Origin of the sequence: Brevundimonas sp. (assembly GCF_035998205.1) — a bacterium.
Lineage (GTDB): Bacteria > Pseudomonadota > Alphaproteobacteria > Caulobacterales > Caulobacteraceae > Brevundimonas.
This window is the reverse complement of record NZ_DASYHT010000005.1, coordinates 67,487-91,131: the sequence shown is the minus strand read 5'-3', so window position 1 is coordinate 91,131 and position 23,645 is coordinate 67,487. Positions and strand designations below refer to the sequence as shown.

Sequence of the window (23,645 nt, the reverse complement as noted above, 5' to 3'; positions counted from 1 at the left end):
TCTAGGCAGGGCGTATGACCGACGCACCCAAGAAGGGCTGGCTCTCGCGGCTGACCGAGGGCCTGAGCCGCTCCTCGAAGCAGATGACCGACCAGGTCGTCTCGGCCTTTGTGAAGGAGCCGCTGGGCGAGGCGGCGCTGGAAGGGCTGGAGGAACATCTGCTCGAGAGCGATCTGGGGCCGGCGGCCACGGATCGCATCGTCGCCCGCTTCCGAGAGCTGCGCTTCGGACCCAATCCGTCGGAGGTCGAGGTCAAGACGGCGCTGGCCGCGGCCGTGGCCGACGAGCTGTCGGGGCATCAGGCGCGCTATGAGCCGCTGGCCGGGCCGAAGCCGTTCGTGACCCTGTTCGTCGGGGTCAATGGCTCGGGCAAGACCACGACGCTCGGCAAGATCGCCGCCGACCTGACCGGGCGCGGGGCGAAGGTGATGATCGTCGCCGGCGACACCTTCCGCGCCGCCGCGCGCGAGCAGCTGAAGGTCTGGGCCGAGCGGGCCGGGGCCCATTTCGAGAGCCGGCGCGACGGGGCCGACGCCGCGGGGCTGGCCTATGACGCCTTCGTCAAGGCCAGGGCGGAAGGCTTCGACGTGGTGCTGATCGACACCGCCGGGCGGCTGCAGAACAAGTCGGCCCTGATGGACGAGCTGCTGAAGATCGTGCGGGTGCTGAAGAAGGTCGATCCGGAGGCGCCGCACGAGACCCTGCTGGTGCTGGACGCCACGGTGGGGCGCAATGCGCTGGAGCAGGAGAAGATCTTCGGTCGGACGGCCTATGTGTCCGGCCTCGTCATGACCAAGCTGGACGGCACCGCGCGCGGCGGGGTGCTGGTGCCGGTGGCCCAGGCCTCGGACGCGCCGATCAAGCTGATCGGGGTCGGCGAGGGGATCGACGACCTGCAGCCGTTCGACGCCCGGGCCTTCGCCCGGTCGCTTATGGGGCTGCCCGCGGAGGATGAGGCATGAGCGCGACGACCGACACCCGCCGCGGCATCCGCCAGGCCGTCGACTTCGGGGCGCTGGTGGCCTTTCTCGGGGCTTATCTGGTGCACCGGTTCGTGCGCGGGCTGGACGGGCAGCAGGCGCTGGTGGAGGCGACCTGGGTGCTGGTCGGGGCCTCGGCCCTGGCCCTGATCGTCGGCTGGCTGGTGGAGCGCCGGCTGGCGCCGTTGCCGCTGCTGGCCGGGGGGTTCGCCCTGATCTTCGGCGGGCTGACCCTGCTGTTCAACGACCCGACCCTGCTGAAGCTCAAGCTGACCATCCAGAACGGGCTGCTGGCCACGGTGCTGCTCGGCTCGCTGCCGTTCCGCCGCTATCCGTTCAAATACCTGCTGGAGAGCGCCTTCCGCCTGACCGAGACCGGCTGGCGCGGCCTGACCCTGCGCTACGGCCTGTTCTTCGCGGCGGTGGCCATCGTCAACGAAGTGATCTGGCGGACCCAGTCGGACGACGTCTGGGTCAGCTTCCGCGGCGGTCTGTGGCTGGCCTCGGCGGCCTTCGGCATCTGGCAGGTGATCTACATCATGAAGCACATGATCAAGGATGAGCCGGAGGAGTCGCCGGCCCCGACCTCGCCCGACGCCGGCTTGTGAGCCGCCGGGTCCGTCCACGGACCGCCTGTCTCGAAACCGTCAAGGCGGCCTGCTAGCCATCCCCCGACCGAAACGGGGATTCCGGCATGGTGAAGGGCAAGAAGGCCGAGGCGACGCTCGGCGCGCTGGCGCGATCGCCGAGCCATCAGTTGCACCGGGTGCTGCAGCTGGCGCTGGATATCTATGCGGAGGAGACCGGTCCGGACGCCCCGACCCAGCGGCAGTTCGCCGTGCTGGAGGCGTGCGCCCTCAAGGACGGTCTGACCCAGACCGATCTGGTCAAGGCCACGGGCATCGACCGCTCGACCCTGGCCGATCTGGTGGCGCGGATGACCACCAAGGGGCTGCTGGTGCGCGAGCGCTCGGTCATCGACGCCCGGGCCAACGCCGTCAGCCTGTCGCCGGAGGGCCGCGCCGCGCTGGAGGCGGCCCGGCCGCGGGTGGAGGCGGCGGACCGGCGCATCCTGGCGCTGCTGCCCAAGGGGCGGCGCGAGGCCTTCCTCGAGGTGCTCGGCGAGCTGGCCGCGGCGGCCGAAAGCGCGCCGGCCGAGGCCGAGGCGGCGGCCAAGGCGGCGCGCAAGGCCGAGAAGGAGGCCCGCAAGGCCGAGAAGGCGGCGCGCAAGGCGGCCGAGGCGCTGGAGCGCAAGGCGGCCAAGGCGAAGGGCAAGGGCGCCAGGCGCAAGGGCGACAAGGCCAGGCCGGACAAGATCAAGGCCGCGCCGGAGCCCGACGCGGCCTGAGGCCGGGGCGCCCGATGATCCTCCAGATCGTCACCCCCGGGCTTGTCCCGGGGGCCCATGGCAGGGTCACGCGCAGCCCCGGGCAGCTTTCTACGGTCCGCCAGCCCTGATCCACTGACCGCGCCTCGCGGAGCGATGGGCCCCCGGGACAAGCCCGGGGATGACGACGCTTTGGGAATCGTCCGACGCGAGATCTCGTCAGGTTCGGGAACGCGCCTAGTTCAGCATCACGGTGCCCAGCAGCACATGGGCCCCGGGGCCGCGCAGCACGCGGTCGACCTCGGCCTGCAGGTCCCGCGACAGCCGCAACACATCCGGCGGCGACCCGGCGCGGGTCTCGTTGGCGAGGCGCTGCGCCACCTCGGCGAAGGCGGCGCGCAGGCGCGGCACCGACTGGGTGGTGCGCAGGGCCAGATTGGCGGGGGCGTCGATGCCGGCCTCGATGGTGAGCACGCCGCGGCTGCCCGAGCTGCGGGTGATCGAGGCGGTGGTGACCGGCAGGCGCACATAGGCGGCCGCGGGCGCATTGCCGCCTCCGCCGCCCCCGGCCTTGGCCGGGGCGGGCAGGGTGGCGGCGGTGAGGGCGGCGAGGCCGAGGAGGGCGCGACGATCCATGTCTGCAGTCTGGCGCCGCAGACTGAAGAAGCGGTTACGCGGCCGGACGATTTTCCACGGCCACGGCCGGATCGGCCCCCATGGGCTTGAGGTCGAGGCGGGCGAACAGGTCGGCGTCGGCGTCCTCGCCGGGGTTGGGCGTGGTCAGGAGGCGGCCGCCGACGAAGATGGAATTGGCCCCGGCGAGGAAGCACAGGGCCTGCAGCTCGGCCGACATGGTCTCGCGCCCGGCGGACAGGCGCACGATCGACCGGGGGCAGACCAGCCGCGCCACGGCGATGGTGCGCACGAACTCGATGCCGTCGATCGTCCCCTCGGCCTTGACCCGGTCGCCCAGCGGGGTGCCGGTGATCGGCACCAGGGCGTTGACCGGCAGGCTGTCGGGATGGGCCGGCAGGGTCGCCAGGGCGTGCAGCAGGCCGGCGCGGTCGCGGCGCGTCTCGCCCATGCCGACGATGCCGCCGCAGCAGGTGGCCATGCCGGCGTCGCGCACGTGCTGCAGGGTGTCGAGCCGGTCCTGGTAGGTCCGGGTGGTGACCACCTCGGCATAGTACTCCGGCCCGGTGTCGAGGTTGTGGTTGTAGTAGTCGAGACCGGCCGCCTTGAGCTGCTTCGCCTGGTCGGCGGTGAGCATGCCAAGGGTGGCGCAGGTCTCCAGCCCGAGCGCCTTCACCCCGGCGATCATGGCCGCCAGCTTCGGGGTGTCGCGGTCCTTCAGCTCGCGCCAGGCGGCCCCCATGCAGAAGCGGCTGGCCCCGCCGGCCTTGGCGGCCATGGCCTCGGCGAGGACGGCCCGGGCGTCCATCAGCTTTTCGGCCTTCAGGCCGGTGTCGAAATGGGCCGACTGGCTGCAGTAGCCGCAGTTCTCGGCGCAGCCGCCGGTCTTGATCGACAGCAGGCGCGAGGCCTGGATCTCGGACGGGTCGAAGGTGCGGCGGTGCACCGCCGCCGCCTCGAACACCAGCTCCATGAAGGGGCGGGCGAACAGGGCCTCGACCTCGTCGAGGGTCCAGTCGTGGCGGGGCAGGGCGGGGTCACGGGTCATGGCCCGGGGCCTAGCAGCGGGGGCGGGCCCCGCCAAGCCGCTCACGGGGTCGTATCAGCGGACGAGGCAGGCCGAGGCGCGGGCGACGGCGTCCGGGGCCCCCTGACGCACGGCGCCGGGGGTGTCGGTGGCGAGGATGGCCACGCCTTGCGCCGCCAGACCGGCGTACTCGGACGGGTCGCCGTCGGCGGCGTAGCGGTCGTCGAGCCGGCGGCCGGCGCGGCCGAGGGTGCCGAACATGGGCTCGACGCCGCGGGCGGCCAGCGCGGTCCACAGCTCGGGCCGCGGCTCGGACGTGCCGGTCCAGGCCAGCACCCGGGCCGGGTCGAGGCCGTCGAGGTCCCCGGCGGCGCGCAGCGGGACCGACAGGGTCAGCTCCGGGGCCAGCCGGTGCAGGGTCGTGGCGGCGTCGCGCGAGGGGGCGATCAGCACCGCCGCCTGCTGCATCCCGGCCTCGCGCACGGCGGCGACCACGGCGCGGAACAGGCGGTCGGCGTCGTCCTCGATCTTGAAGTCGATCGAGGCCACGCCCCCGACTTCGCGCACGGCGGCGAGGGCCTCGGCCAGGGTCGGCGGGGCCTCGTCCGTGACCCGGCCCGTGGCGTCGGTCAGGCGGGCGCGGCGGATCTCGGCGAGGGTCAGATCGGCGACATCTCCTGAAGCGTCGGTGGTCCGGTCGAGGTCGTCGTCATGCATCAGCACCAGCGCCCCGTCGGCGGTCAGGGCGACGTCGATCTCCAGCATGACGCCGGGGATCTCGCGCCCGGTGCGGCGGATGGCGGCCAGCGAGTTCTCCGGCGTCGAGGCGTCCCACACGGCGCGGTGGGCCGAGACCAGCAGGGCCTCATCCTGGCGCAGGCAGTCGAAGCGCGACGTCAGCGCCTCGCCGGCTGCGGGCCCTGTGGCGGCGACCGGGGCGCCGGCGCAGGCGGCGAGCAGGACAGCGACGGCGGCGACGGCGGCGGACGAACGGATCATGGCGGCCCGATGCCACGGTCCGCCCCCGCCTGTCGATGCGGCGCGTTCAGTCGCGGGCGTCGTCGCGATAGATGCGGCCGTCGCGCATGACGAAGTCGACGTCGGTCAGGACCGTCACGTCCTGCAGCGGGTCGCCGTCGACGGCGATCAGGTCGGCGCGCTTGCCGGGCTCCAGCGAGCCGATCTCGTCGGCGAGGCCGAGCAGGTCGGCGGCGTTGACCGTGGCCGCCTCCAGCGCCTGCATCGGCGTCATGCCGTAGCGCACCATCAGGCCGAACTCGTCGGCGTTGCGGCCGTGCTTCGACACCCCGGCGTCGGTGCCGAAGGCGATGCGCACCCCGGCCGGGACGGCCCGGGCCAGCGACTGGCCGGTGATCTCGATGCGCCACCGGATCTTGGGCATGACCTCGGGCGGATAGGCGTTGGGGTCGGCCGCCAGCCGCTCGAGATAGCCGTTCACCGTCGACAGGGTCGGGACGTAGTAGGCCCCGCTCTGGCGGAACAGGCGCAGGGTCTCGTCGTCGAAGATGGTGCCGTGCTCGATCGAGTCGGCGCCGAGCCGCAGGGCCAGGTTGATCCCGTCGGCGCCGTGGGCGTGGACGGCCACGCGCAGGCCGTAGAGGTGGGCGGTTTCGATCAGGGCGCGGGCCTCGTCCTCGAACATCTGGGCCCCGAGGCCGGCGCCAATGCGGCTGTTGACCCCGCCGGTGGTGGCGATCTTGATGACATTGGCGCCGCGGCCGACCTGCAGCCGCACCGCCTCGCGGCAGCTCTCCGGCCCGTTGCAGACGTTGTCGTGGTCGATGTGCTCGCGGAAGTCGTCGTTGAAGCCCAGCCGGCCGTCCATGTGGCCGGAGGTGGTCGAGATGCTCTCCCCGGCGTCGACGATGCGCGGGCCCGGCAGGCGATGCCCGGCGGTGGCGTCGCGCAGGGCCAGGGTGACGCCGCCGCTGTCGCCGAGGTTCCGCACGGTGGTGAAGCCGGCCATCAGGGTCTTCTGCGCATTCTCGGCGGCGCGGAAGGCGTGGGCCGGCAGGTTGTCGGTGATCCCGGCGAGGAAGCGCGCCTGACCGCCGAGGTCCGAGGTCAGGTGCACATGGCTATCGATCAGGCCGGGCAGGACGAAGCGGTCCGACTGGTCGACCACCGTGGCGCCCGGGAAGGCGGCGGGGTCGGCGTGGCCGTCGCGCACCTCGACGACGCGGCCGTCGCGGATCACCAGGGTCGAGGGGCCGCGCGGGGCCTGTCCGGGCCGGTCCAGCAGCCGGCCGGCGTGCACGAGGGTGACCGGGCCCTCCACGGCCGGCGTCTCCTGCGCCGCCGCCGCCCCGGCCAAGAGCGCCGCCGCGCTCGCCAGACCCGCCCCCAGGCGCGCTGTCCATGTCCGCATCGTCAGTCCCCCCGTCGAAGCCCGGACTAGAGCGCAGAACGAGGCGGGACGCCAGCGCGCCGCGGAGGCGTCCGGAGGGACATATAAAGACATCCTTATGGGTTTGTTGCTCCTGTGGCCGCCAGCGTCTATAGGCGCGCCCATGCCCGGCGCGCCCCGGCGACGCCCCCCGAACAGGAGCTCCCATGCCCGACTACATCGTCCGCGACATCAGCCTGGCCGACTGGGGCGACAAGGAAATCGCCATCGCCGAGACCGAAATGCCCGGCCTGATGGCGCTGCGCGACGAGTTCGGCAAGGCGCAGCCGCTGAAGGGCGCGCGCATCGCCGGCTCGCTGCACATGACCATCCAGACGGCGGTGCTGATCCAGACGCTGGAAGCGCTGGGCGCCGAGGTGCGCTGGGCCTCGTGCAACATCTTCTCGACCCAGGACCACGCCGCCGCGGCGGTGGCCCGGGCCGGCACCCCGGTGTTCGCCGTCAAGGGCGAGACGCTGGAGGAGTACTGGGACTACGCCCACAAGATCTTCGAGTGGGCCGACGGCGGCTATCCCAACCTGATCCTCGACGACGGCGGCGACGCCACCCTGCTGTGCGTGCTGGGCCCGAAGGCCGAGCAGGACGCCTCGGTGCTCGACAATCCGCAGAACGAGGAGGAGGAAGCCCTCTTCAAGGTGATGAAGCGGTACCTGAAGGAGAAGCCGGGCTTCTATTCGGCCATCCGCGACGCCATCGGCGGGGTGTCGGAAGAGACCACCACCGGCGTGCACCGCCTCTACCAGATGGCCGAGCGCGGCGAGCTGCCGTTCCCGGCGATCAACGTCAACGACAGCGTGACCAAGTCGAAGTTCGACAACCTGTACGGCTGCCGCGAGAGCCTGGTGGACGCCATCCGCCGCGGCACCGACGTGATGCTGTCGGGCAAGGTCGCGGTGGTGTGCGGCTACGGCGACGTGGGCAAGGGCTCGGCCGCCTCCCTGCGCCAGGGCGGGGCCCGGGTGATCGTCACCGAGATCGACCCGATCTGCGCCCTGCAGGCGGCGATGGAAGGCTATGAGGTCCAGACCCTCGAGGACGTGGCCGACAAGGCCGACATCTTCGTCACCGCCACGGGCAACAAGGACGTCATCACCGTCGATCACATGCGGGCGATGCGCAACAACGCCATCGTCTGCAACATCGGCCACTTCGACTCGGAGATCCAGGTCGCCGGGCTGAAGAACTTCAAGTGGGACGAGATCAAGCCGCAGGTCCACCACGTGGAATTCCCGGACGGCAAGAAGATCATCCTGCTGTCGGAAGGCCGTCTGGTGAACCTCGGCAACGCCACGGGCCACCCGAGCTTCGTGATGTCGGCGTCCTTCACCAACCAGACGCTGGCCCAGATCGAGCTGTGGACCAACAAGTCGGCCTACGACAAGGCGGTCTACACCCTGCCCAAGCACCTCGACGAGAAGGTCGCGGCGCTGCACCTGGGCAAGCTGGGGGCCAAGCTGACGGTGCTGAAGGCCGAGCAGGCCAGCTACATCAACGTGCCGGTGTCCGGGCCGTTCAAGCCCGAGCACTACCGCTACTGATCAGGCGGCCAGGCCCGGCGCCGGCAACAGCCGCGGCGCCGGGAGCAGGGCGGGCCGGCTGGCGCCGGCCCCGCCGCCCAGGCTGATCTCGAAGTCGGCGAACAGCTCCATCAGTTCGCCGGCGTCGGGCTGGGTCTTGCCGCGCTGGAAGCGGTAGCGCCAGAAGCTGATGATGTGCTCGATGGCCCCGAGCCGCTCGCCGAGCCGGGCGAACAGGCCGGGCGCGCGCAGCAGGAAGTCGCGGAAGCCCTCGGGCCGCCCGCCCACCACCAGCGCCTCATAGGCCCGGTCATAGGTGGCCAGCATCAGGGTCGAGGCCTCGCAGGCCTCGATGATGCGGTCGCGGATCTGGGTGCGGCTGCGGTCCAGCCCGGCGGACACGGCCGCGTCGAGACGGCCCTGGGGCCGCACGGTGCGCACCGCCTCGGCCACTTCGGCCACCTCGGCGACGATGCGGCTGAGCATCCATTTGTAGTAGAGGAAGCCCTTCCAGCAGAAGACGCCCTCGCGGTACTGCGCCGGGGCCATGCGGAAGGTGCGGCCCAGCAGGGCCAGGTCGCGGTCGGACTCGCTGGACAGGATGCGGGCGGTCAGGCGGCCGACCGGGTTCTCGATGGCCAGGTCGAACTCGTCGCCGAGGCTGAGGTCGACCAGCGGCGCGATCTCGCGGTTGACGAAGGCCTTCATGCGTTCGGCGTCGCCGGGGCTGAGGTCGAAGTAGCAGCCCGCCGCCTCGACGCCGTGGCCGCGCAGATACTCGCGCAGCAGGAAGGGATCCAGCGCCGGCAGCCGGTCCAGCAGCTCGAGCCGGCGCGCGTCCTCGTCCTCCAGCCGCAGGCCGAAGTTCTGGGCCAGGGTGCGCGGATACTCGGCCTGGCCGACGAACATGTAGCGGCCGCCGGCGCTGAGGTCGTCAGGGTCGATCGGCAGGATGATCTTGGTGGCCACGAAGCGGCGGCCGCGGAAGCGCTGCAGCTCGTCGCGGCGCAGGCGGTGCTTGACGATCAGGGCGCGGTTCAGGAGCCGGTCGCGGAACAGGGGCTCGGCCGCCCACTCGGGCGTGCGGCCATGCTCGCGGTGGACCCGGTGCAGGTTGAGCAGGCGCGCGCTGGACCCCGACGTCTGCAGGTGGGCCAGGTTTCGTATGGTCCGGTCGCGCATCAGTCCCCCTCGACGGCGGGGCACACCCTGCGCGGGAAAGGTTGCAGGGCCGTCAGCCGACAGGGTGGACCGGGGGTTAACGCGGCGTCTCGTCGCTGGCGCGGCGGGCCCCGGAGGCCTAGGTTGCAGCCATGACCGTGTTCGACATCCTGATCCTGCTGGCCATCGGCGCGGTGGCGGTGACCCTGGGCTTCGGGCTCAAGGCCCTGTTCACCCCGGGGGCGGAGGCGCGCAGCCAGTCCAACAAGCTGATGCGGCTGCGGGTCGGGCTGCAGGCGCTGGCGGTGCTGCTGCTGGTCGCCGGCATGTGGTGGAAGTCCACCCAGGGCGGCTGACGGCATGGTCCGGCTGAACCGCATCTACACCCGCACCGGCGACGACGGCCAGACCGGCCTGGTCGGGGGCGCGCGCGTGTCCAAGGCCGACCCGCGGGTCGAAGCCTATGGGGCCGTCGACGAGCTCAACGCGACGCTGGGGCTGGCGCGGCTGCACACGGCGGCGGACCCCGAGCTCGACGCCATGCTGGGGCGGATACAGAACGAGCTGTTCGACCTCGGGGCCGATCTGGCCACGCCGCTGGAGCCGGCTCCGGAATGGACGCCGCTGCGCATCGTCGCCGGCCAGGTCGCGCGGCTCGAGGCCGAGATCGACGCCATGAACGCGCGGCTGGCGCCTCTGGACAGCTTCATCCTGCCCGGCGGCTCGGCGCTGGCGGCGCATCTGCACCTGGCCCGCACCGTGGCGCGGCGGGCCGAGCGCGACAGCGTGCGGGCGCAAGGCGCCGGGGTGGCCTTCAATCCCGAGGCCCTGCGCTACCTCAACCGGCTGTCGGACCACCTGTTCTGCGCCGGGCGCCGCGCCAATGACGACGGCGCGCACGACGTGAAGTGGGTCCCCGGCGCGACGCGCTGACGGTTACGGCGCGGGGGTTTCGGCCGGAGCCGCCGCCTGGGCCGCTGTCTGGGCCTGCTGCTGGGCCCGCACCTGGCGCTCCAGCGACAGCAGCTCGCGGTTGCCGGCGTCCGAGGCCTCGGCGCGGGTCACGCCGGCAGGCCGGCCGGTGATGTCGGGAATGTAGATCGGCCGGGCGCAGGTGCGGCTCTCGATGTCCCACCAGCCGCCTCCGGCCTCGCAGCGCTCGCCCGGGTCGACCCAGTAGCTCTGGAACACCAGGGTCGCCGTCACCGACAGGGCGAACAGGCCGAAGAACAGGATGCCCAGGCGCTTGAGGCTGAGGTAGCGGCTCATCGAAAACTCCGTGCGAGGCGGCCCCGACGGCCCGCCCCTTGACCTCGCGTCACGTTGACAGGCGCGGGCGATGTCCCCATTCCCTCCCTCAACATTTCGGCGATCCTATGGACAGGCTCATGAAGGTTCTCGTCCCGGTCAAGCGGGTGATCGATTACAACGTCAAGGCGCGCGTCAAGGCGGACCAGTCGGGCGTCGACCTGGCCAACGTCAAGATGAGCATGAACCCCTTCGACGAAATCGCCGTCGAGGAAGCGGTCCGGCTCAAGGAAGGCAAGGAGCATCACGCCGCAGGCACGGCCTCGGAGATCGTGGTGGTCTCGATCGGGCCGAGCCAGGCGCAGGAGACGATCCGCACCGCCCTGGCCATGGGCGCCGACCGCGGCATCCTGATCCAGTCCGACGCCGACCTGGAGCCGCTGGCGGTGGCCAAGCTGCTCAAGGCGGTGGTCGATGAGGAAAAGCCCGAGCTGGTCCTGATGGGCAAGCAGGCCATCGACGGCGACAACAACGCTGTGGGCCAGATGCTGGCGGCCCTGCTGGACTGGCCGCAGGCGACCTTCGCCTCGAAACTGGAGATCGGCGGCGGCAAGGCCACCGTGACCCGTGAGGTCGACGGCGGGCTGCAGACCGTGGCGGCGCCGCTGCCGGCGGTGGTCACCGTCGACCTGCGCCTGAACACGCCGCGCTACGCCTCGCTGCCGAACATCATGAAGGCCAAGAAGAAGGAGATCGCCATGAAGGCGGTCGCCGACTACGGGGTCGACGTCGCCCCGCGCCTGAAGACGCTGAAGGTGGTCGAACCGCCGAAGCGCTCGGCGGGCGTCAAGGTCGAGAGCGCCGCCGATCTGGTGGGCAAGCTGAAGAACGAAGCGGGAGTGCTGTAACCATGGCCGTGCTCGTCATCGCCGATCACGACGGCGTCGCCGTCCGCGACACCACCCACAAGACCGTCACCGCCGCGCGCGCCCTGTCGGGCGACGTCGATGTGCTGGTGCTGGGCCCCAAGGCGGTCGGCGAGGCCGCCGCGAAGATCGAGGGCGTGCGCAAGGTGCGCGTCGCCGACGGCGCCGAGGTCGGCCACGGCCTGGCCGAGGCGGTCGCCGCCACCGTCCTGCCGCTGATGGGCGACTATGAGGCGGTGCTGGCCCCGGCCACCACCGAGGGCAAGAACTACGCCCCGCGGATCGCCGCCAGGCTGGATGTGGCCCCGATCTCGGACATCATCGAGGTGGTCTCGGCCGACACCTTCACCCGCCCGATCTACGCCGGCAACGCGCTGGAGACGATCCAGTCGTCGGATGCGAAGAAGGTCATTACCGTGCGCGCCACCGCCTTCAAGGCGGCGGGCGAGGGCGGCTCGGCGGCGGTCGAGACCGTGGCCGCGGTCGACGCCGGCAAGGCCAGCTTCGTCAGCGCCGAGATGGTCAAGTCGGATCGCCCGGAGCTGGGCGCGGCGAAGATCGTCGTGTCCGGCGGCCGCGCGCTCGGCTCGGCCGAGGAGTTCCGCGCCGTGATCGAGCCGCTGGCGGACAAGCTGGGCGCCGCCGTGGGCGCCTCGCGCGCCGCGGTCGACGCCGGCTACGCCCCGAACGACTACCAGGTCGGCCAGACCGGCAAGGTGGTGGCCCCGGCCCTGTATGTGGCGGTGGGCATCTCGGGCGCCATCCAGCACCTCGCGGGGATGAAGGACTCCAAGGTCATCGTGGCCATCAACAAGGACCCGGACGCGCCGATCTTCCAGGTTGCCGACTTCGGCTGGGTGGCGGACTACAAGACCGCCGTGCCGGAACTCATGTCCGCCCTCGGATAAGGGTCTTTCGCGCCTGCGAGCGGATGGCGTAAGAAGGCCGTCCTTCTTCACGAGGCGAGGACGACAGTCCGGATGAGCGCGATCAGGCGAGTGGCCGTCATCGGCGCGGGCCAGATGGGCCTGGGGATCTCCCAGGTCGTGGCCCTGGGCGGCTATGAGGTCGGCCTCTATGACGCCGACCCGGCGCGGCCGCCGCAGGCGATCGCCGCCGTGGCCGCCAGCCTGGCGCGCAATGTCGCCCGCGGCAGCCTGGCCGTGGCCGACGCCGACGCCGCCCTGGCGCGCATCCGTCCGGTCGAGACCCTGGCCGAGGCGGCCGGGGCCGATCTGGTGATCGAGGCGGCGACCGAGGACGAGGCGGTCAAGAAGGCGGTGTTCGCCGCCCTGACGCCGCATCTCGGGGCCGACACCCTGCTGTCGTCCAACACCTCGTCGATCTCCATCACCCGTCTGGCCTCGGCCACGGACCGGCCCGAGCGGTTCATCGGCCTGCACTTCATGAAGCCGGCGACGGTGATGAAGCTGGTCGAGATCGTGCGCGGCATCGCCACGTCCAAGGCCACCTACGAGACGGCGGTGAGCTTCGCCGAGTCGCTGGGCAAGACGACCACCGAGGCCGAGGACTTCCCGGCCTTCATCGTCAACCGCATCCTCGTGCCGATGATCAACGAGGCGATCTACACCCTGTACGAGGGGGTGGGGAATGTGGCCTCGATCGACAAGGCCCTGCGCCTCGGGGCCAACCATCCGATGGGGCCGCTGGAGCTGGCCGACTTCATGGGGCTGGACGTGGTGCTGGCCATCATGAACGTGCTCCACGACGGGCTGGCCGACACCAAGTACCGCCCCTGCCCGCTGCTGGTGAAGTATGTCGAGGCGGGCTGGCTGGGCCGCAAGTCCGGCCGCGGCTTCTACGACTATTCCGGCGAGGTTCCGGAGCCGACCCGATGAAGCCGCCCGAGCGCTTCGCCGACCTGCCCGGCCGCTCGCGGGTGCGCTGGCGCGGCTCGGCGCCGGTGTTCGTGGTGCTGGCCTGTCTGGCCGGGGCGGCCTGGCCGCCGCTGGTCCTGACCCTGCCGGTCTGGCCGCCGGAGACCTGGGCGCTGGGCCCGGAGATGGACTGGCGGCTGATCGCCCTGGCGGCCGGCCTCGTGGCCACGCCGGTGGCCCTGTATCTGGTGGCGCGCGAGCGGGACGGCCGCGGCCGGCCGGACAGCCGGCTCGGCATCGTCTGGCGCTTCCTGCTGTACGGCGGGGCCGCCGCAGCGATCCTGCAGGTGGGCATGACCCTTGTCGTCACCGTGCTCGGCTGGTTCGAGGCCGGGGGAGTGGCCCAGGCGGCCGGGGCCAGCGAGACCACCATCCTGATCTATGGCGTCGGCGGCCTGCCGGTGGCGATGATCGTCGGCGTCAGCTACGCCCTGTGGGCCGGGCTGTGCTGCGCCTTCATCGCCTTCGAGGCCCAGCCCGAGGTGCGCGACCGTCTGGGGCTGATGGGCGAGCGCGGCTGACGCCAAGGGGCTTGCGGCCCCGCCTTACGGCGAATTCAGTTTTCCCCGGACCGGAAATGCGTCAAGCTGACTTGTCATCGTGACAAGGGGGCTTGCCGTCATGACCGCCACGACCACCGCCGCGCCGGCGCCGATCCGGCGCGAGGACCGGATCATCTATCTCGACATCCTGCGCGGCTGGGCCGTGCTGGGGATCCTGGCGGTCAACGCCGCCACCTTCGCCTGGCCGTCGGCGCTCGAGTTCGACCCGACCCTCGCGCGGCCGTGGGCCGGCAGCCCGGCGGACGTCACCGGCCAGTGGGTGGTCGACGTCTTCTTCGGCGACAAGTTCCGCAGCCTGTTCTCCATGCTGTTCGGGGTGTCGATCTTCCTGATCGGCGGCGAGCGGCATGACGAGGCGAAGGGGCCGGTGCTGCACCGGCGCCTGATGTGGCTGGGCCTGTTCGGGGCCATCCACGGGGCCGCCATCTGGATGGGCGACATCCTGCTGCACTACGCCTACTGCGGCCTGATCGCCATGCTGGCGCGGTCCTGGTCGGGCCGGCGGCTGGTCCTCGTCGGCGGCGGGCTGAGCCTGCTGTTCGCCCTGCTCTCGGCGCTGGCCCTCTGGGCCACCGCGGCCATGGCCGGTCAGGCCGGGGCGGGCGCTGGCGGCAACCCCTTCGCCATGACGCCCGAGGACATCCAGGCGGCCATCGCCACCTACCAGTCGGGCTGGCCGGCGGCGCAGATCGAGAACTTCAGGAGCTGGCTGCTGCTGGCCACCTTCAGCCTGTTCCTCGCGCCCGTGACCATCGCCCTGATGTGGCTGGGTCTGGGGCTGTTCAAGACCGGCTTCTTCACCGGCCGGGCCCCGGTGTGGGTCTATCTGCTGCTGGCGGCGCTGGCGGCGGGCAACCTGGCCTTCTTCGCCCCGAACGCCTGGATGGACGCCAATGCGCCGGCGGGCGAGACCCCTTCGGCCGGGATGTCCGGGGTCGGCGCCAGCTTCGCCTGGGTCATCACCCTGGGCTACGCCAGCGTGCTGATCCTGATGACCCGCTTCGGCCTCGGGGTGATCACCCGGCGGCTGGCCCCGGTCGGGCAGATGGCCTTCACCAACTACCTGACCCAGAGCCTGATCATGGCCAGCCTGTTCTACCTGCCGTGGGCCCCGCTGACCTTCGGCGATCTGGCCTGGGGCCCGGCCGGCCTGTGGATGCTGGTCGGCGGGATCTGGGTCGTCCAGCTGATCTGGTCGCCCCTGTGGCTCAGCCGGTTCGAGATGGGCCCGCTGGAATGGCTGTGGCGCGGCCTGACCTACGGCCGCCTGCCGCCGCTGCTGCGGCGGTAGCGGCCCTCTCCTCCCCCATAGCGAAGCGTATGGGGGAGGGGGACCCCGCGCAGCGGGGTGGAGGGGGCGAGGTCAGGCGTCGCGCTTGCGGTCGCCCCCTCCACCGCCTTCGGCGGTCCCCCTCCCCCGTTTCACGGGGGAGGAGAGCGGGCGCGTCGCCCCCGTCGCATTGAAGCGGGGCGGGGGATGGCTTAAGCGGCGCGCATGTCCGACATGCCCGCTGCGCCCCGTCCCGAAGCCCGCGCCCCCCGGGGCTTTTCCGATCGTCGCGGGGCCGAGGCCATGGCCGAGCGTCGCATCGTCCAGACCCTGGCTCCGGTCTACGCCCGCTGGGGCTTCGAGCCGCTGGAGACGGGGGCGTTCGAATACGCCGACGCCCTCGGCAAGTTCCTGCCCGACGCCGACCGCCCCAACGAGGGGGTGTTCGCCCTGCAGGACGACGACGACCAGTGGATGGCGCTGCGCTACGATCTGACCGCGCCGCTGGCGCGGTTCGCGGCCCAGCACTGGGAGACCCTGCCCAAGCCCTACCGCCGCTATGCCTATGGCCCCGTGTGGCGCAACGAGAAGCCGGGGCCGGGGCGGTTCCGCGAGTTCTGGCAGTGCGACGCCGACACGGTCGGGTCGGACCGGCCCGAGGCCGACGCCGAGATCGTCGCCATGGCGCTGGAGGGGCTGGCGGCGCTGGGCCTCGGCGAGGGGCAGGCGGTGGTCAAGATCGCCAGCCGCAAGCTGGTCAACGGCGTGCTGCAGGCGGCCGGGGTCGAGGGGCAGGCCCAGACGCTGACGGTGCTGCGCGCCATCGACAAGCTGGACCGGCTGGGGGCGCAGGGCGTGACCCTGCTGCTGGGCGAGGGGCGGCTGGACGAGTCCGGCGACTTCACCCGGGGCGCCGGGCTGTCGAAAGCGGGCATCGACGCGGTGCTGGCCTTCCTCGCCGTGCCGGCCGAGGGGCCGCGCTCCGGGGTGCTGGATGCGCTGGACCCGATCGTCGGGGCGACGCCGGCCGGGGCCGAGGGGCTGGCCGACCTGGCCCGCATCGACGCGGCGCTGAAGGCCTTCGGGGTCGGGGCCGAGGCGCGCTTCGATCCGGCCGTGGTGCGCGGGCTGGAGTACTATACGGGGGCGGTGTTCGAGTCCGAGCTGCTGGCCGACACCCGCGACGACAAGGGCCGTCCGGTGCGCTTCGGCTCGATCGTCGGCGGCGGCCGCTATGACGGGCTGGTGGCCCGCTTCACCGGCCAGGACGTGCCGGCCACGGGCGCCTCGTTCGGGGTGTCGCGCCTGGCCGCCGCCCTGCGCGCCGCCGGGCTGGACCGGACCGCCGAGGCGCGCGGGCCGGTGGTGGTGATCTGCTTCTCCGATGCGGACATGCCGGCCTATCTGGCCGCCGCCGCCGAGCTGCGCGGCGCCGGCATCGCCGCCGAGGTCTATCTCGGCCGGGCCGGGATGAAGGCGCAGATGAAATACGCCGACCGGCGCGGGGCGCCGGCGGTGGTGATCCTCGGCGGCGACGAGCTGGCGGCCGGCCAGGTCACGCTCAAGGACCTCGACGCCGGGCGCGCCGCGGCCGCCGGGATCGCCGACCACGACGCCTGGAAGGCCGCCCGGCCGGGGCAGGTGACGGTGGCGCGGAGCGAGCTGACAGCGGCCGTTCGACGTATTCTCGAATAACCTTCGAGAAACGCGGGGACCCGCCGGGGTCTTATCAACGATCAGTCAAGAAAATCGCGGATTTCCCCTGCGAGTTGATTGACTTGCGATATGACCCCGGGTCATGTGGGGTCACTCGGTGACGCCGCTGGAAAGCAGCCGCGCCGAAGACGTTTCGGGGAGGAAACGTCCGCTCCCAGTGAGCGAGAAGACCCGCCGCGATGTATCCCCCGCGGCGGGTTTTTTCGTGTCCGGAGCCTGGCTTGCCGCGCGGGTTCAGAGGCGCCGCATGTTCCTCACAGCCTTGCCGTCACCCTCGGGCTTGACCCGAGGGTCGGGCCGTCCGCGGCGGATCGTCGGCCGGCCTTTCGCCGCGGTTACCCCCGATCCTCGGGTCAGTCGCGAGGATGACGGGGTGAAGTGGCGACGCCCTCTCCTCCCCCATAGCGGAGCGTATGGGGGAGGGGGACCGCCGAAGGCGGTGGAGGGGGCGACCCCTGGCGCTCCGTCCCTCGCCCCCACCACCACGCTCCGCGTGGTCCCCCTCCCCCGCGCGCGGGGGAGGAGAGGGGGGGCGCCGCATGTTCCTCACAGCCTTGCCGTCACCCTCGGGCTTGACCCGAGGGTCGGGCTGTCCGCGGTGGATCGTTGGCCGGCCTTGCGCTGCGGTTACCCCCGATCCTCGGGTCAAGCCCGAGGATGACGGGGTTGGGGCGGGGAGGGACGGAGCGCGGGGCTTTCGGGGGCCGCGCCTGCGGTCGCCCCCTCCACCCCGCTGCGCGGGGTCCCCCTCCCCCGCGCGCGGGGGAGGAGAGGGGGGCTTCACGCGCACGAAAAAGGCCGGGCCCCTTTCGGAACCCGGCCTGATCCGCGGTCAAACGATCCGCCCTACCAGAGGCGGACGCGCTCTTCCGGGGGCAGGTAGTAGGTCGATCCCGGCTGGACCCCGAAGGCCTCGTACCAGGCGTCGATGTTGCGCAGCGGGCCGATCACCCGGAACTGCGGCGGCGAGTGCGGGCCGGTGGCGACCTGGTTCTTCATCGCCTCGTCGCGCAGGGCGCCGCGCCACACCTGGGCCCAGCCGTAGAACACCCGCTGCTCGCCGGTGACGCCGTCCAGCACCGGGGCCGGCTGGCCGTTGAGCGACAGGTTGTAGGCCTCCAGGGCGAGGGTCACGCCGGCGAGGTCGCCGATGTTCTCGCCCATGCCCAAGGCGCCCTGCAGGTTGAAGCCCGGCAGGGGGGCGTACTGGTCGTACTGGGCGCCGAGGCGGGCGGCCTGGGCCTCGAAGGCGGCGGCGTCGGCCGGGGTCCACCAGTCGCGCAGCACGCCGTCGCCGTCCGACTTGCGGCCCTGGTCGTCGAAGCCGTGGCCGATCTCGTGGCCGATCACCCCGCCGATGGCGCCGTAGTTGACCGCCGGGTCGGCCGAGGGGTCGAAGAAGGGCGGCTGCAGGATCGCCGCCGGGAAGACGATCTCGTTCTTCACCGGGCTGTAGTAGGCGTTCACCGTCTGGGGCGTCATGCCCCATTCCTCGTCATCGACCGGGCTGTTGATGCGGCTGAGCTGGTCCTGCCAGCGGAAGGCGCCGGCGCGGGCCTGGTTGCCGAACAGGTCGTCCGGACGCACCTCGAGGGCGCTGTAGTCCTCCCAGGTCGAGGGGTAGCCGATCTTGACGCCGAACTTGTCGAGCTTGGCCAGGGCCTCGACCTTGGTCGCCTCGCTCATCCACTGCAGGCCGCGGATGCGGTTGGCCATGGCCACCTTCAGGTTGGCGACCAGCTGCTCCATCTGGGCCTTGGACTCGGGCGGGAAGTATTCCTCGACATAGAGCCGGCCCATGGCCTCGCCCATCACGCCCTCGGCGAAGCTGACGCCGCGCTGCTGGCGGCTGCGCTGCTCCGGCTGGCCGGCCAGCTCGCGCGAGCGGAAGTTGAAGTGGGCGTCGACGAAACGCTTCGACAGATAGGGGGCGGCGTCATCGGCGGTGTGGAAGGCCTGCCAGGCCTGCAGCACCTCGACCGGGGTCTCGCCGAAGATGGCGGCGAGGCGCGGCATGGCGCTGTCCTGACGGATCACCAGCCGGTCGACGTCGGTCAGGCCGGCGGCGCCCATGAAGCCGGCGAAGTCGAAGCCCGGGGCGGACTCGATCAGCTGGGCCGGGGTCAGGGGGTTGTAGGTGCGGTCGCGGTTGCGGCTCTCGACCGGGGTCCAGTGGGCCTGGGCGATGCGGGTCTCGAGGTCGAGGATGGCCTGGGCCATGGCCTCGGGCTGGTCCCAGCCGATCATGCCGAGCAGGGTCCCGACATAGGCCTGGTAGGCCACCTTCTTGTCGGCGTAACGCTCGGTCAGATAGTAGTCGCGGTTCGGCAGGCCGAGGCCGGCCTGGCTGACGTAGACGGCGTAACGGTCCGGGTTGCGGGCGTCGTCCGAGACCCCGAAGCCGAAGAAGGACGAGCCGAACCCGCCCTGGCGGGCGCCCATCAGGCGGGCGAGGGCGGCGTGGTCGCCGGCGGCGCGGATGTCGGCCAGCAGCGGCTGCAGCGGCTGGGCGTCGAGCGCCTCGAGCCGGGCCTCGTCCATGTAGCTGCGGTAGAGATTGGCCAGCTTGCCTTCGTCGCTGGCCGGATCGGCGGCGGTGTCGGCGACCAGTTCGGCCATCATGGCCTCGAGCCGGTTGTCCGAGAGCTGGCGCAGGATGTCGAAGGAGCCGAAGCGGGTGCGGTCGGCCGGGATCACCAGGGCGTCCATGTAGGCGCCGTTGGCGTGCCGGAAGAAGTCGTCGCCCGGGGCCACCGACAGGTCGCGGCCCTCGAGGTCGAAGCCCCAGGTCCCGTAGCGCGGCGCCACCGTGCCGACGAAGCCGGTCTCGGCCAGGGCCGGGGTGACCTGGCGGAACAGGGAAACCATCTCGCAGGCCTCGTCGAGACAGACGTCATGGTCCGGCCCGTCATGGGCGTTGGCCGATCCGGCGCACAGCAGGGCCGCCACGGCGGCTCCCGTCAGCAGTCGCTTCATAAGCATTTCCTCACGCGAAAAGAGCGTGGCCGGACCCTATCGGGCAGGCCCGGCGACGCCGCCTAAAAAATCGTTCATGATTCGGCGGCCAGCTGTCGCACGGGGACATTGGAGGGGGCATGCCGGGACACGGCGGGGAAGACTACAAGGACCTGCTGCTGTTTCTCGCCGCGGCCGGCGTGGTGGCGCCCCTGTTCAGCCGGCTGAAGCTCAGCCCGGTGCTGGGATTCCTCGCCGCCGGGGTGCTGCTGGGGCCGCACGGGCTGGGCCGGTTCGCCGATCAGGCGCCGTGGCTGGCCTGGCTGACCATCACCGACCGCGAGCAGGTGGCGGTGCTGTCCGAGCTGGGCGTCGCCTTCCTGCTGTTCATGATCGGGCTGGAGTTGTCGTGGGAGCGGCTCAAGGCCTTGCGCCGGCTGGTGTTCGGCTTCGGCCTGACCCAGGTCGTGCTGTGCAGCCTCGTGCTGGCGGGCGGCTTCCTGCTGGCCGGCCAGAGCCTCGGGGCGGCGGCGGTGGCCGGCCTGGCCCTGGCCCTGTCGTCGACCGCCGTGGTGATGCCGACCCTGGCCGAGAGCGGCCGGCTCAAGAGCGGGGTCGGCCGCGCCACCTTCGCCGTCCTGCTGGCCCAGGATGTGTCGGTGGCGCCGATCCTCATCACCGTGGCCGTGATCGCCGCCGTGGTCGGGGCCGGAGCGGCGGCCGGCCCGGACGCCGGCGCGGTCGGAACCGCCCTGCTGTCGCTCGTGCCGGCGGCGATCGGGCTGGGCCTGCTGGTGCTGCTGGGCCGCCTCGTCGTGCGCCCCCTGTTCCGGCTGGTGGCCCGGGCCGACGGCTCCGAGCTATTCGTCGCCGCCGCCATGCTGGTGGTGGTCGGGGCCGGGACGGCGGCCCAGGCGGCCGGGCTGTCGATGAGCCTCGGCGCGCTTGTGGCCGGGCTGCTGCTGGCCGAGACCGAGTACCGCCGGGCGGTCGAGAGCCATATCGAGCCGTTCAAGGGCCTGCTGCTCGGCGTCTTCTTCGTCGGGGTCGGGATCGGGCTCGATCTCGACGCCGTGGCCGCGGACCCGGTCACGGTGTTCGGCCTGGCGGCGCTGCTGACCCTGACCAAGGCGGTGCTGATCGCCGGGCTGGCGCGGGCCTGGGGCCTGGGCTGGCGCGCGGCGCTGGAGATCGGTCTGGTGCTGGGCCCGGCGGGGGAGTTCGCCTTCGTCATTCTCAACACCGGTCTGGTCGAGGGGCTGGCCACCCCGGCCTTCACCCAGGCGCTGATGGTCTCGGCGACGCTGAGCCTGTTCAGCATCCCGCTGCTGGCCGCGGTCGGCCAGCGCCTGGCGCAGCGGCTGCCGCAGCGCCCGACGGAGGAAGAGACGGCGCCCGGACCCGAGGCGGAGGCGGAGGCGGACGAGGCCCGCACCCTGATCGTAGGCTTCGGCCGGGTCGGGCGGCTGGTGTCCGAGCTGCTCAGCGAGCACGGCCAGCCCTGGCTGGCGGTCGACGCCGACGCCGCGGCGGTGACGGCGGCGCGGCGCGAGGGCCTGCCGGTAGTCTATGGCGACGCGGCCCGGCCCGACCTGCTGCGCCGGCTGGGGGTGGCCGGGGCCCGGGCGCTGGTGATCACCATGGACAGCCCGGCCAAGATCGACGAGGTGGCCGCAGCCGCCCGGGCCGCGCGCTCGGACCTGATCCTGATCGCCCGGGCGCGGGATGACCGCCATGCCGCGCGGCTCTACGCCATGGGGGTGACGGACGCGGTGCCGGAGACCACCGAGGCCAGCCTGCAGCTGGCGGAGAACACCCTGGTCGATCTGGGCGTGCCCATGGGGCTGGTGCTGGCCTCGATCCACGAGCGCCGCGACCAGTACCGCCAGCTGTTCCAGGCGGCGGCGCCGGAGGGCCGCGGCGACCGGCCGGCCCGGGCCCTGCGCTCGACCCGCCGGAATGCCCCGCCGGCGGGCCGTTAAGCCAGTTTCTCCCCATTTTCGTCACGGTTCGGTGCTCAAGGCTGGCCCCTTCGCCCCTTCGGAACGGTGTTCCGGAGTTGCTGTCGCCTGTCCCGCGCGCCTCCCCGCCCGCGCCCAGTTCGAGTGCTTGCCGTCATGCCCCAGAGCGCCCTTGAGACCCGTCCCGCCGAGGCTGCCGCCGCCGAGGCGCCGCGCCTGAACCGGCGTCAGGCCGCCAAGGTCCGGACGCGCCACAAGGTCATGGCTGCGGCCCGCGCCCTGTTCGCCGAGCGCGGCTACGAGCCGGCCACCATCCGCGACATCGCCAAGGGCGCCGGCATGTCCACCGGGGCCGTGTTCGCCAATTTCCAGGACAAGGCCGAGCTGTTCGACGCGGTGCTGGCCGAGGATCTGGAGCGGGTGTCGGCGGCCCTGACCGAGGCGCTGGCCCGGCCCGGCGATACGGCGACCCGGCTCGAGGCCGGCCTGTCGGCCGCCTATCACGCCTCCTACGACCAGCTGCCGCTCGTGCAGGCCGTGGTGGCCCGCGCCTGGTTCCAGCCGGCCGCGGCCGAGAAGCGTTCGCGCGAGGCCCTGGCCCCGCTGACCGGGGCGGTGGCGGCGACGCTGGCGGACGGCGTGGCCTCCGGCGAGCTGCAGAAGGGCGCGGACGTGCCGCTGCTGGCCTCGCTGATCTGGGAAGGCTTCGTCGCCAACTATCGCCGCGCCGCCTATGACGGCTGGGACGCGGCGCGGATGAGCGCCCACCTGGGCCTGCAGATCAAGGCGATCCTCGCCGGGGCCCTGGCCCGCTAGGAGAGGGGGCCGACGTCGCCGGTCAGCTGCGCCAGCGCAGGGTGGTCGGGCTTACCGGATTGCGGAACGGCCGGTCCTCGGCCCGCGCCCGGCTCCATTCGCGCTTGAGCTGCTGGTACCATTTGGCCTGGGTGTCGGCGTCGTCGATCCAGATCAGCGCCGGGTCGTAGCGCAGCCCCTCGTTCTGCAGGTTCACCATGCCGCCGTCCTGCTTCAGGAAGGCGCGCACGCCCTGCCGCAGGAACGGCCGGGCGAGGCCGAACACCCAGTGATCGGACCAGAACATCTGGGTGATGCGGGTCTTCGTCTCGTGCACCGGGGTCAGGCAGGTCAGGGCCAGCACCTGGCGGGAGCCGACCTCGATATGCTCCCAGCGGTAGCCGGGCAGGCGGAAGGTGATCTCGGTCGCCGGGGCCCCGCCGAGGATGCGGTAGGCGCGCGAGTTGGACGAGGGGGCGTGCCGGGCCATGGCGAAGCCGTACTCGCGCGGCTCGAAGGCCTTGGCCTTGGCGTGCATCGACCGGGTCGAGCGCCACCACCACTGCTGGTGCACATAGGGGCCGTGGGCCGGGTCCATCAGTCCGACCACGGCGTGGTCGACGTGGCTGTCGAAGTCCATGGCCTCGACCAGACGGGGGCCGCCGCCAACGACGCCGGGGAAGACCGGGGGCGCGTGGTCGGGCTCGGCCGGGGCGCGGGCGTCGGCGGTCATCCAGACGAACACCAGCCCCTGGCTCTCGCGCACCGGATAGGACCGCACGCGGATGCGCTCCGCCTCCGGGCCCTGGCCCTCGACCAGCGAGGGGATGGCGGCGCAGACGCCGTCGGTGCGGAAGCGCCAGCCGTGATAGGGGCACTCGACCGTCTCGCCCTCGCCCGGGTGCTGCACCAGCCGGCCGGCGGAGAGGGGCGCGGCGCGGTGAGGGCAGATGTCGCGCATGGCGTAGACCTCGCCGGCGCGGGTGCGTCCGATCAGCACCGGCTCGCCCAGCAGCTCGTGGCGCTTCAACGACCCCGGGGCCACGTCGCGGCCCAGCACGGCGAAGTACCAGGCGTCGCGCACGAAACCCTGGCCGAAACGGGTCGGGGCGGCGGTCGCGGGATCGGAGGAGGACCGGGGGGCGGAGGAGTCAGCGGCGCTCATGGGGCCTGTCTACACCGGCCGGACGCGGTCGGCGAGCGGGGCCGATAAAGCACTTTACATCGCAAAGTCGTTGTG

The 23,645-nt window shown here is 72.1% G+C and carries 22 protein-coding genes; 14 read left to right on the top strand and 8 right to left on the bottom strand.

Annotated features, from left to right (window positions below; translation table 11 throughout):
* The first annotated feature begins 14 nt into the window (after positions 1-14).
* The 3 genes from ftsY to VGN74_RS07675 all read left to right on the top strand — a co-directional run bounded on the left by ftsY (position 15) and on the right by VGN74_RS07675 (position 2,328).
* Positions 15-962, top strand: a complete 948-nt coding sequence (gene ftsY / locus VGN74_RS07685) for a signal recognition particle-docking protein FtsY (protein ID WP_327446795.1) — start codon at positions 15-17, stop codon at positions 960-962.
* The gene (locus VGN74_RS07680; RefSeq protein WP_327446793.1) at positions 959-1,588 is read left to right on the top strand and encodes an inner membrane-spanning protein YciB; all 630 of its coding nucleotides are present in this window, start codon (positions 959-961) and stop codon (positions 1,586-1,588) included. Before ftsY ends, VGN74_RS07680 begins: the two co-directional genes overlap by 4 nt.
* An 86-nt stretch (positions 1,589-1,674) precedes the next feature.
* The gene (locus VGN74_RS07675) at positions 1,675-2,328 is read left to right on the top strand and encodes a MarR family winged helix-turn-helix transcriptional regulator (protein WP_327446791.1); all 654 of its coding nucleotides are present in this window, start codon (positions 1,675-1,677) and stop codon (positions 2,326-2,328) included.
* Positions 2,329-2,544: 216 nt separating this feature from the next.
* On the opposite strand, the gene VGN74_RS07670 is transcribed toward VGN74_RS07675, so the two are convergent.
* From VGN74_RS07670 to VGN74_RS07655, 4 genes are read right to left on the bottom strand one after another with little or no spacing between them, the layout of a single operon-like run.
* Positions 2,545-2,943: a Tat pathway signal protein gene (locus VGN74_RS07670; RefSeq protein ID WP_327446789.1), complete on the bottom strand. Its 399-nt coding sequence runs from the start codon at positions 2,941-2,943 to the stop codon at positions 2,545-2,547.
* A gap of 34 nt (positions 2,944-2,977) precedes the next feature.
* Positions 2,978-3,988 (bottom strand): biotin synthase BioB, encoded by a 1,011-nt coding sequence (gene bioB, locus VGN74_RS07665; protein WP_327446788.1) that lies wholly within the window; start codon positions 3,986-3,988, stop codon positions 2,978-2,980.
* A gap of 54 nt (positions 3,989-4,042) precedes the next feature.
* Positions 4,043-4,966: a glycerophosphodiester phosphodiesterase family protein gene (locus tag VGN74_RS07660; protein WP_327446786.1), complete on the bottom strand. Its 924-nt coding sequence runs from the start codon at positions 4,964-4,966 to the stop codon at positions 4,043-4,045.
* A 46-nt stretch (positions 4,967-5,012) separates the two neighbouring features.
* Positions 5,013-6,356 carry an amidohydrolase family protein gene (locus tag VGN74_RS07655; protein ID WP_327446784.1) on the bottom strand — a complete coding sequence of 448 codons (1,344 nt, stop codon included), beginning with the start codon at positions 6,354-6,356 and terminating at the stop codon, positions 5,013-5,015.
* Positions 6,357-6,541: 185 nt separating this feature from the next.
* Between VGN74_RS07655 and ahcY the strand changes: the two genes are divergently transcribed.
* Positions 6,542-7,933 carry an adenosylhomocysteinase gene (gene ahcY, locus VGN74_RS07650; protein ID WP_327446782.1) on the top strand — a complete coding sequence of 464 codons (1,392 nt, stop codon included), beginning with the start codon at positions 6,542-6,544 and terminating at the stop codon, positions 7,931-7,933.
* On the opposite strand, the gene VGN74_RS07645 is transcribed toward ahcY, so the two are convergent.
* Positions 7,934-9,094 carry a hypothetical protein gene (locus VGN74_RS07645; RefSeq protein ID WP_327446780.1) on the bottom strand — a complete coding sequence of 387 codons (1,161 nt, stop codon included), beginning with the start codon at positions 9,092-9,094 and terminating at the stop codon, positions 7,934-7,936.
* Between the two features lie 131 nt (positions 9,095-9,225).
* Between VGN74_RS07645 and VGN74_RS07640 the strand changes: the two genes are divergently transcribed.
* Together VGN74_RS07640 and VGN74_RS07635 are read left to right on the top strand one after the other, a co-directional pair.
* Positions 9,226-9,429 (top strand): twin transmembrane helix small protein, encoded by a 204-nt coding sequence (locus tag VGN74_RS07640; RefSeq protein WP_327446778.1) that lies wholly within the window; start codon positions 9,226-9,228, stop codon positions 9,427-9,429.
* A gap of 4 nt (positions 9,430-9,433) precedes the next feature.
* Positions 9,434-10,006 carry a cob(I)yrinic acid a,c-diamide adenosyltransferase gene (locus VGN74_RS07635; RefSeq protein WP_327446776.1) on the top strand — a complete coding sequence of 191 codons (573 nt, stop codon included), beginning with the start codon at positions 9,434-9,436 and terminating at the stop codon, positions 10,004-10,006.
* Between the two features lie 3 nt (positions 10,007-10,009).
* On the opposite strand, the gene VGN74_RS07630 is transcribed toward VGN74_RS07635, so the two are convergent.
* Positions 10,010-10,342 carry a hypothetical protein gene (locus VGN74_RS07630; RefSeq protein WP_327446774.1) on the bottom strand — a complete coding sequence of 111 codons (333 nt, stop codon included), beginning with the start codon at positions 10,340-10,342 and terminating at the stop codon, positions 10,010-10,012.
* Between the two features lie 119 nt (positions 10,343-10,461).
* On the opposite strand from VGN74_RS07630, the gene VGN74_RS07625 reads away from it, so the two are divergent.
* The 6 genes from VGN74_RS07625 to hisS all read left to right on the top strand — a co-directional run bounded on the left by VGN74_RS07625 (position 10,462) and on the right by hisS (position 16,673).
* The gene (locus VGN74_RS07625) at positions 10,462-11,229 is read left to right on the top strand and encodes an electron transfer flavoprotein subunit beta/FixA family protein (protein WP_327446772.1); all 768 of its coding nucleotides are present in this window, start codon (positions 10,462-10,464) and stop codon (positions 11,227-11,229) included.
* A 2-nt stretch (positions 11,230-11,231) separates the two neighbouring features.
* Complete coding sequence (locus tag VGN74_RS07620; RefSeq protein WP_327446770.1) at positions 11,232-12,155, top strand: electron transfer flavoprotein subunit alpha/FixB family protein; 924 nt, start codon at positions 11,232-11,234, stop codon at positions 12,153-12,155.
* 72 nt (positions 12,156-12,227) lie between these two features.
* Positions 12,228-13,106 carry a 3-hydroxybutyryl-CoA dehydrogenase gene (locus VGN74_RS07615; protein WP_327446768.1) on the top strand — a complete coding sequence of 293 codons (879 nt, stop codon included), beginning with the start codon at positions 12,228-12,230 and terminating at the stop codon, positions 13,104-13,106.
* Positions 13,103-13,666: a phthalate transporter gene (locus VGN74_RS07610; RefSeq protein WP_327446767.1), complete on the top strand. Its 564-nt coding sequence runs from the start codon at positions 13,103-13,105 to the stop codon at positions 13,664-13,666. Before VGN74_RS07615 ends, VGN74_RS07610 begins: the two co-directional genes overlap by 4 nt.
* Positions 13,667-13,766: 100 nt before the next feature.
* The gene (locus VGN74_RS07605; protein ID WP_327446766.1) at positions 13,767-14,999 is read left to right on the top strand and encodes a DUF418 domain-containing protein; all 1,233 of its coding nucleotides are present in this window, start codon (positions 13,767-13,769) and stop codon (positions 14,997-14,999) included.
* Between the two features lie 204 nt (positions 15,000-15,203).
* Positions 15,204-16,673 (top strand): histidine--tRNA ligase, encoded by a 1,470-nt coding sequence (gene hisS / locus VGN74_RS07600; protein WP_327446765.1) that lies wholly within the window; start codon positions 15,204-15,206, stop codon positions 16,671-16,673.
* A gap of 867 nt (positions 16,674-17,540) precedes the next feature.
* On the opposite strand, the gene VGN74_RS07595 is transcribed toward hisS, so the two are convergent.
* Positions 17,541-19,670 (bottom strand): M13 family metallopeptidase, encoded by a 2,130-nt coding sequence (locus tag VGN74_RS07595; RefSeq protein WP_327446764.1) that lies wholly within the window; start codon positions 19,668-19,670, stop codon positions 17,541-17,543.
* A gap of 119 nt (positions 19,671-19,789) precedes the next feature.
* On the opposite strand from VGN74_RS07595, the gene VGN74_RS07590 reads away from it, so the two are divergent.
* On the top strand, positions 19,790-21,631 hold the full coding sequence (locus VGN74_RS07590; protein WP_327446763.1) for a cation:proton antiporter: 1,842 nt from the start codon (positions 19,790-19,792) through the stop codon (positions 21,629-21,631).
* A gap of 135 nt (positions 21,632-21,766) precedes the next feature.
* Positions 21,767-22,426, top strand: a complete 660-nt coding sequence (locus tag VGN74_RS07585) for a TetR/AcrR family transcriptional regulator (RefSeq protein WP_327446762.1) — start codon at positions 21,767-21,769, stop codon at positions 22,424-22,426.
* Positions 22,427-22,448: 22 nt separating this feature from the next.
* Here the strand turns inward: VGN74_RS07585 and VGN74_RS07580 are convergent, their stop codons facing one another.
* On the bottom strand, positions 22,449-23,570 hold the full coding sequence (locus VGN74_RS07580; protein ID WP_327446761.1) for an aromatic ring-hydroxylating dioxygenase subunit alpha: 1,122 nt from the start codon (positions 23,568-23,570) through the stop codon (positions 22,449-22,451).
* Positions 23,571-23,645 lie beyond the last annotated feature (75 nt).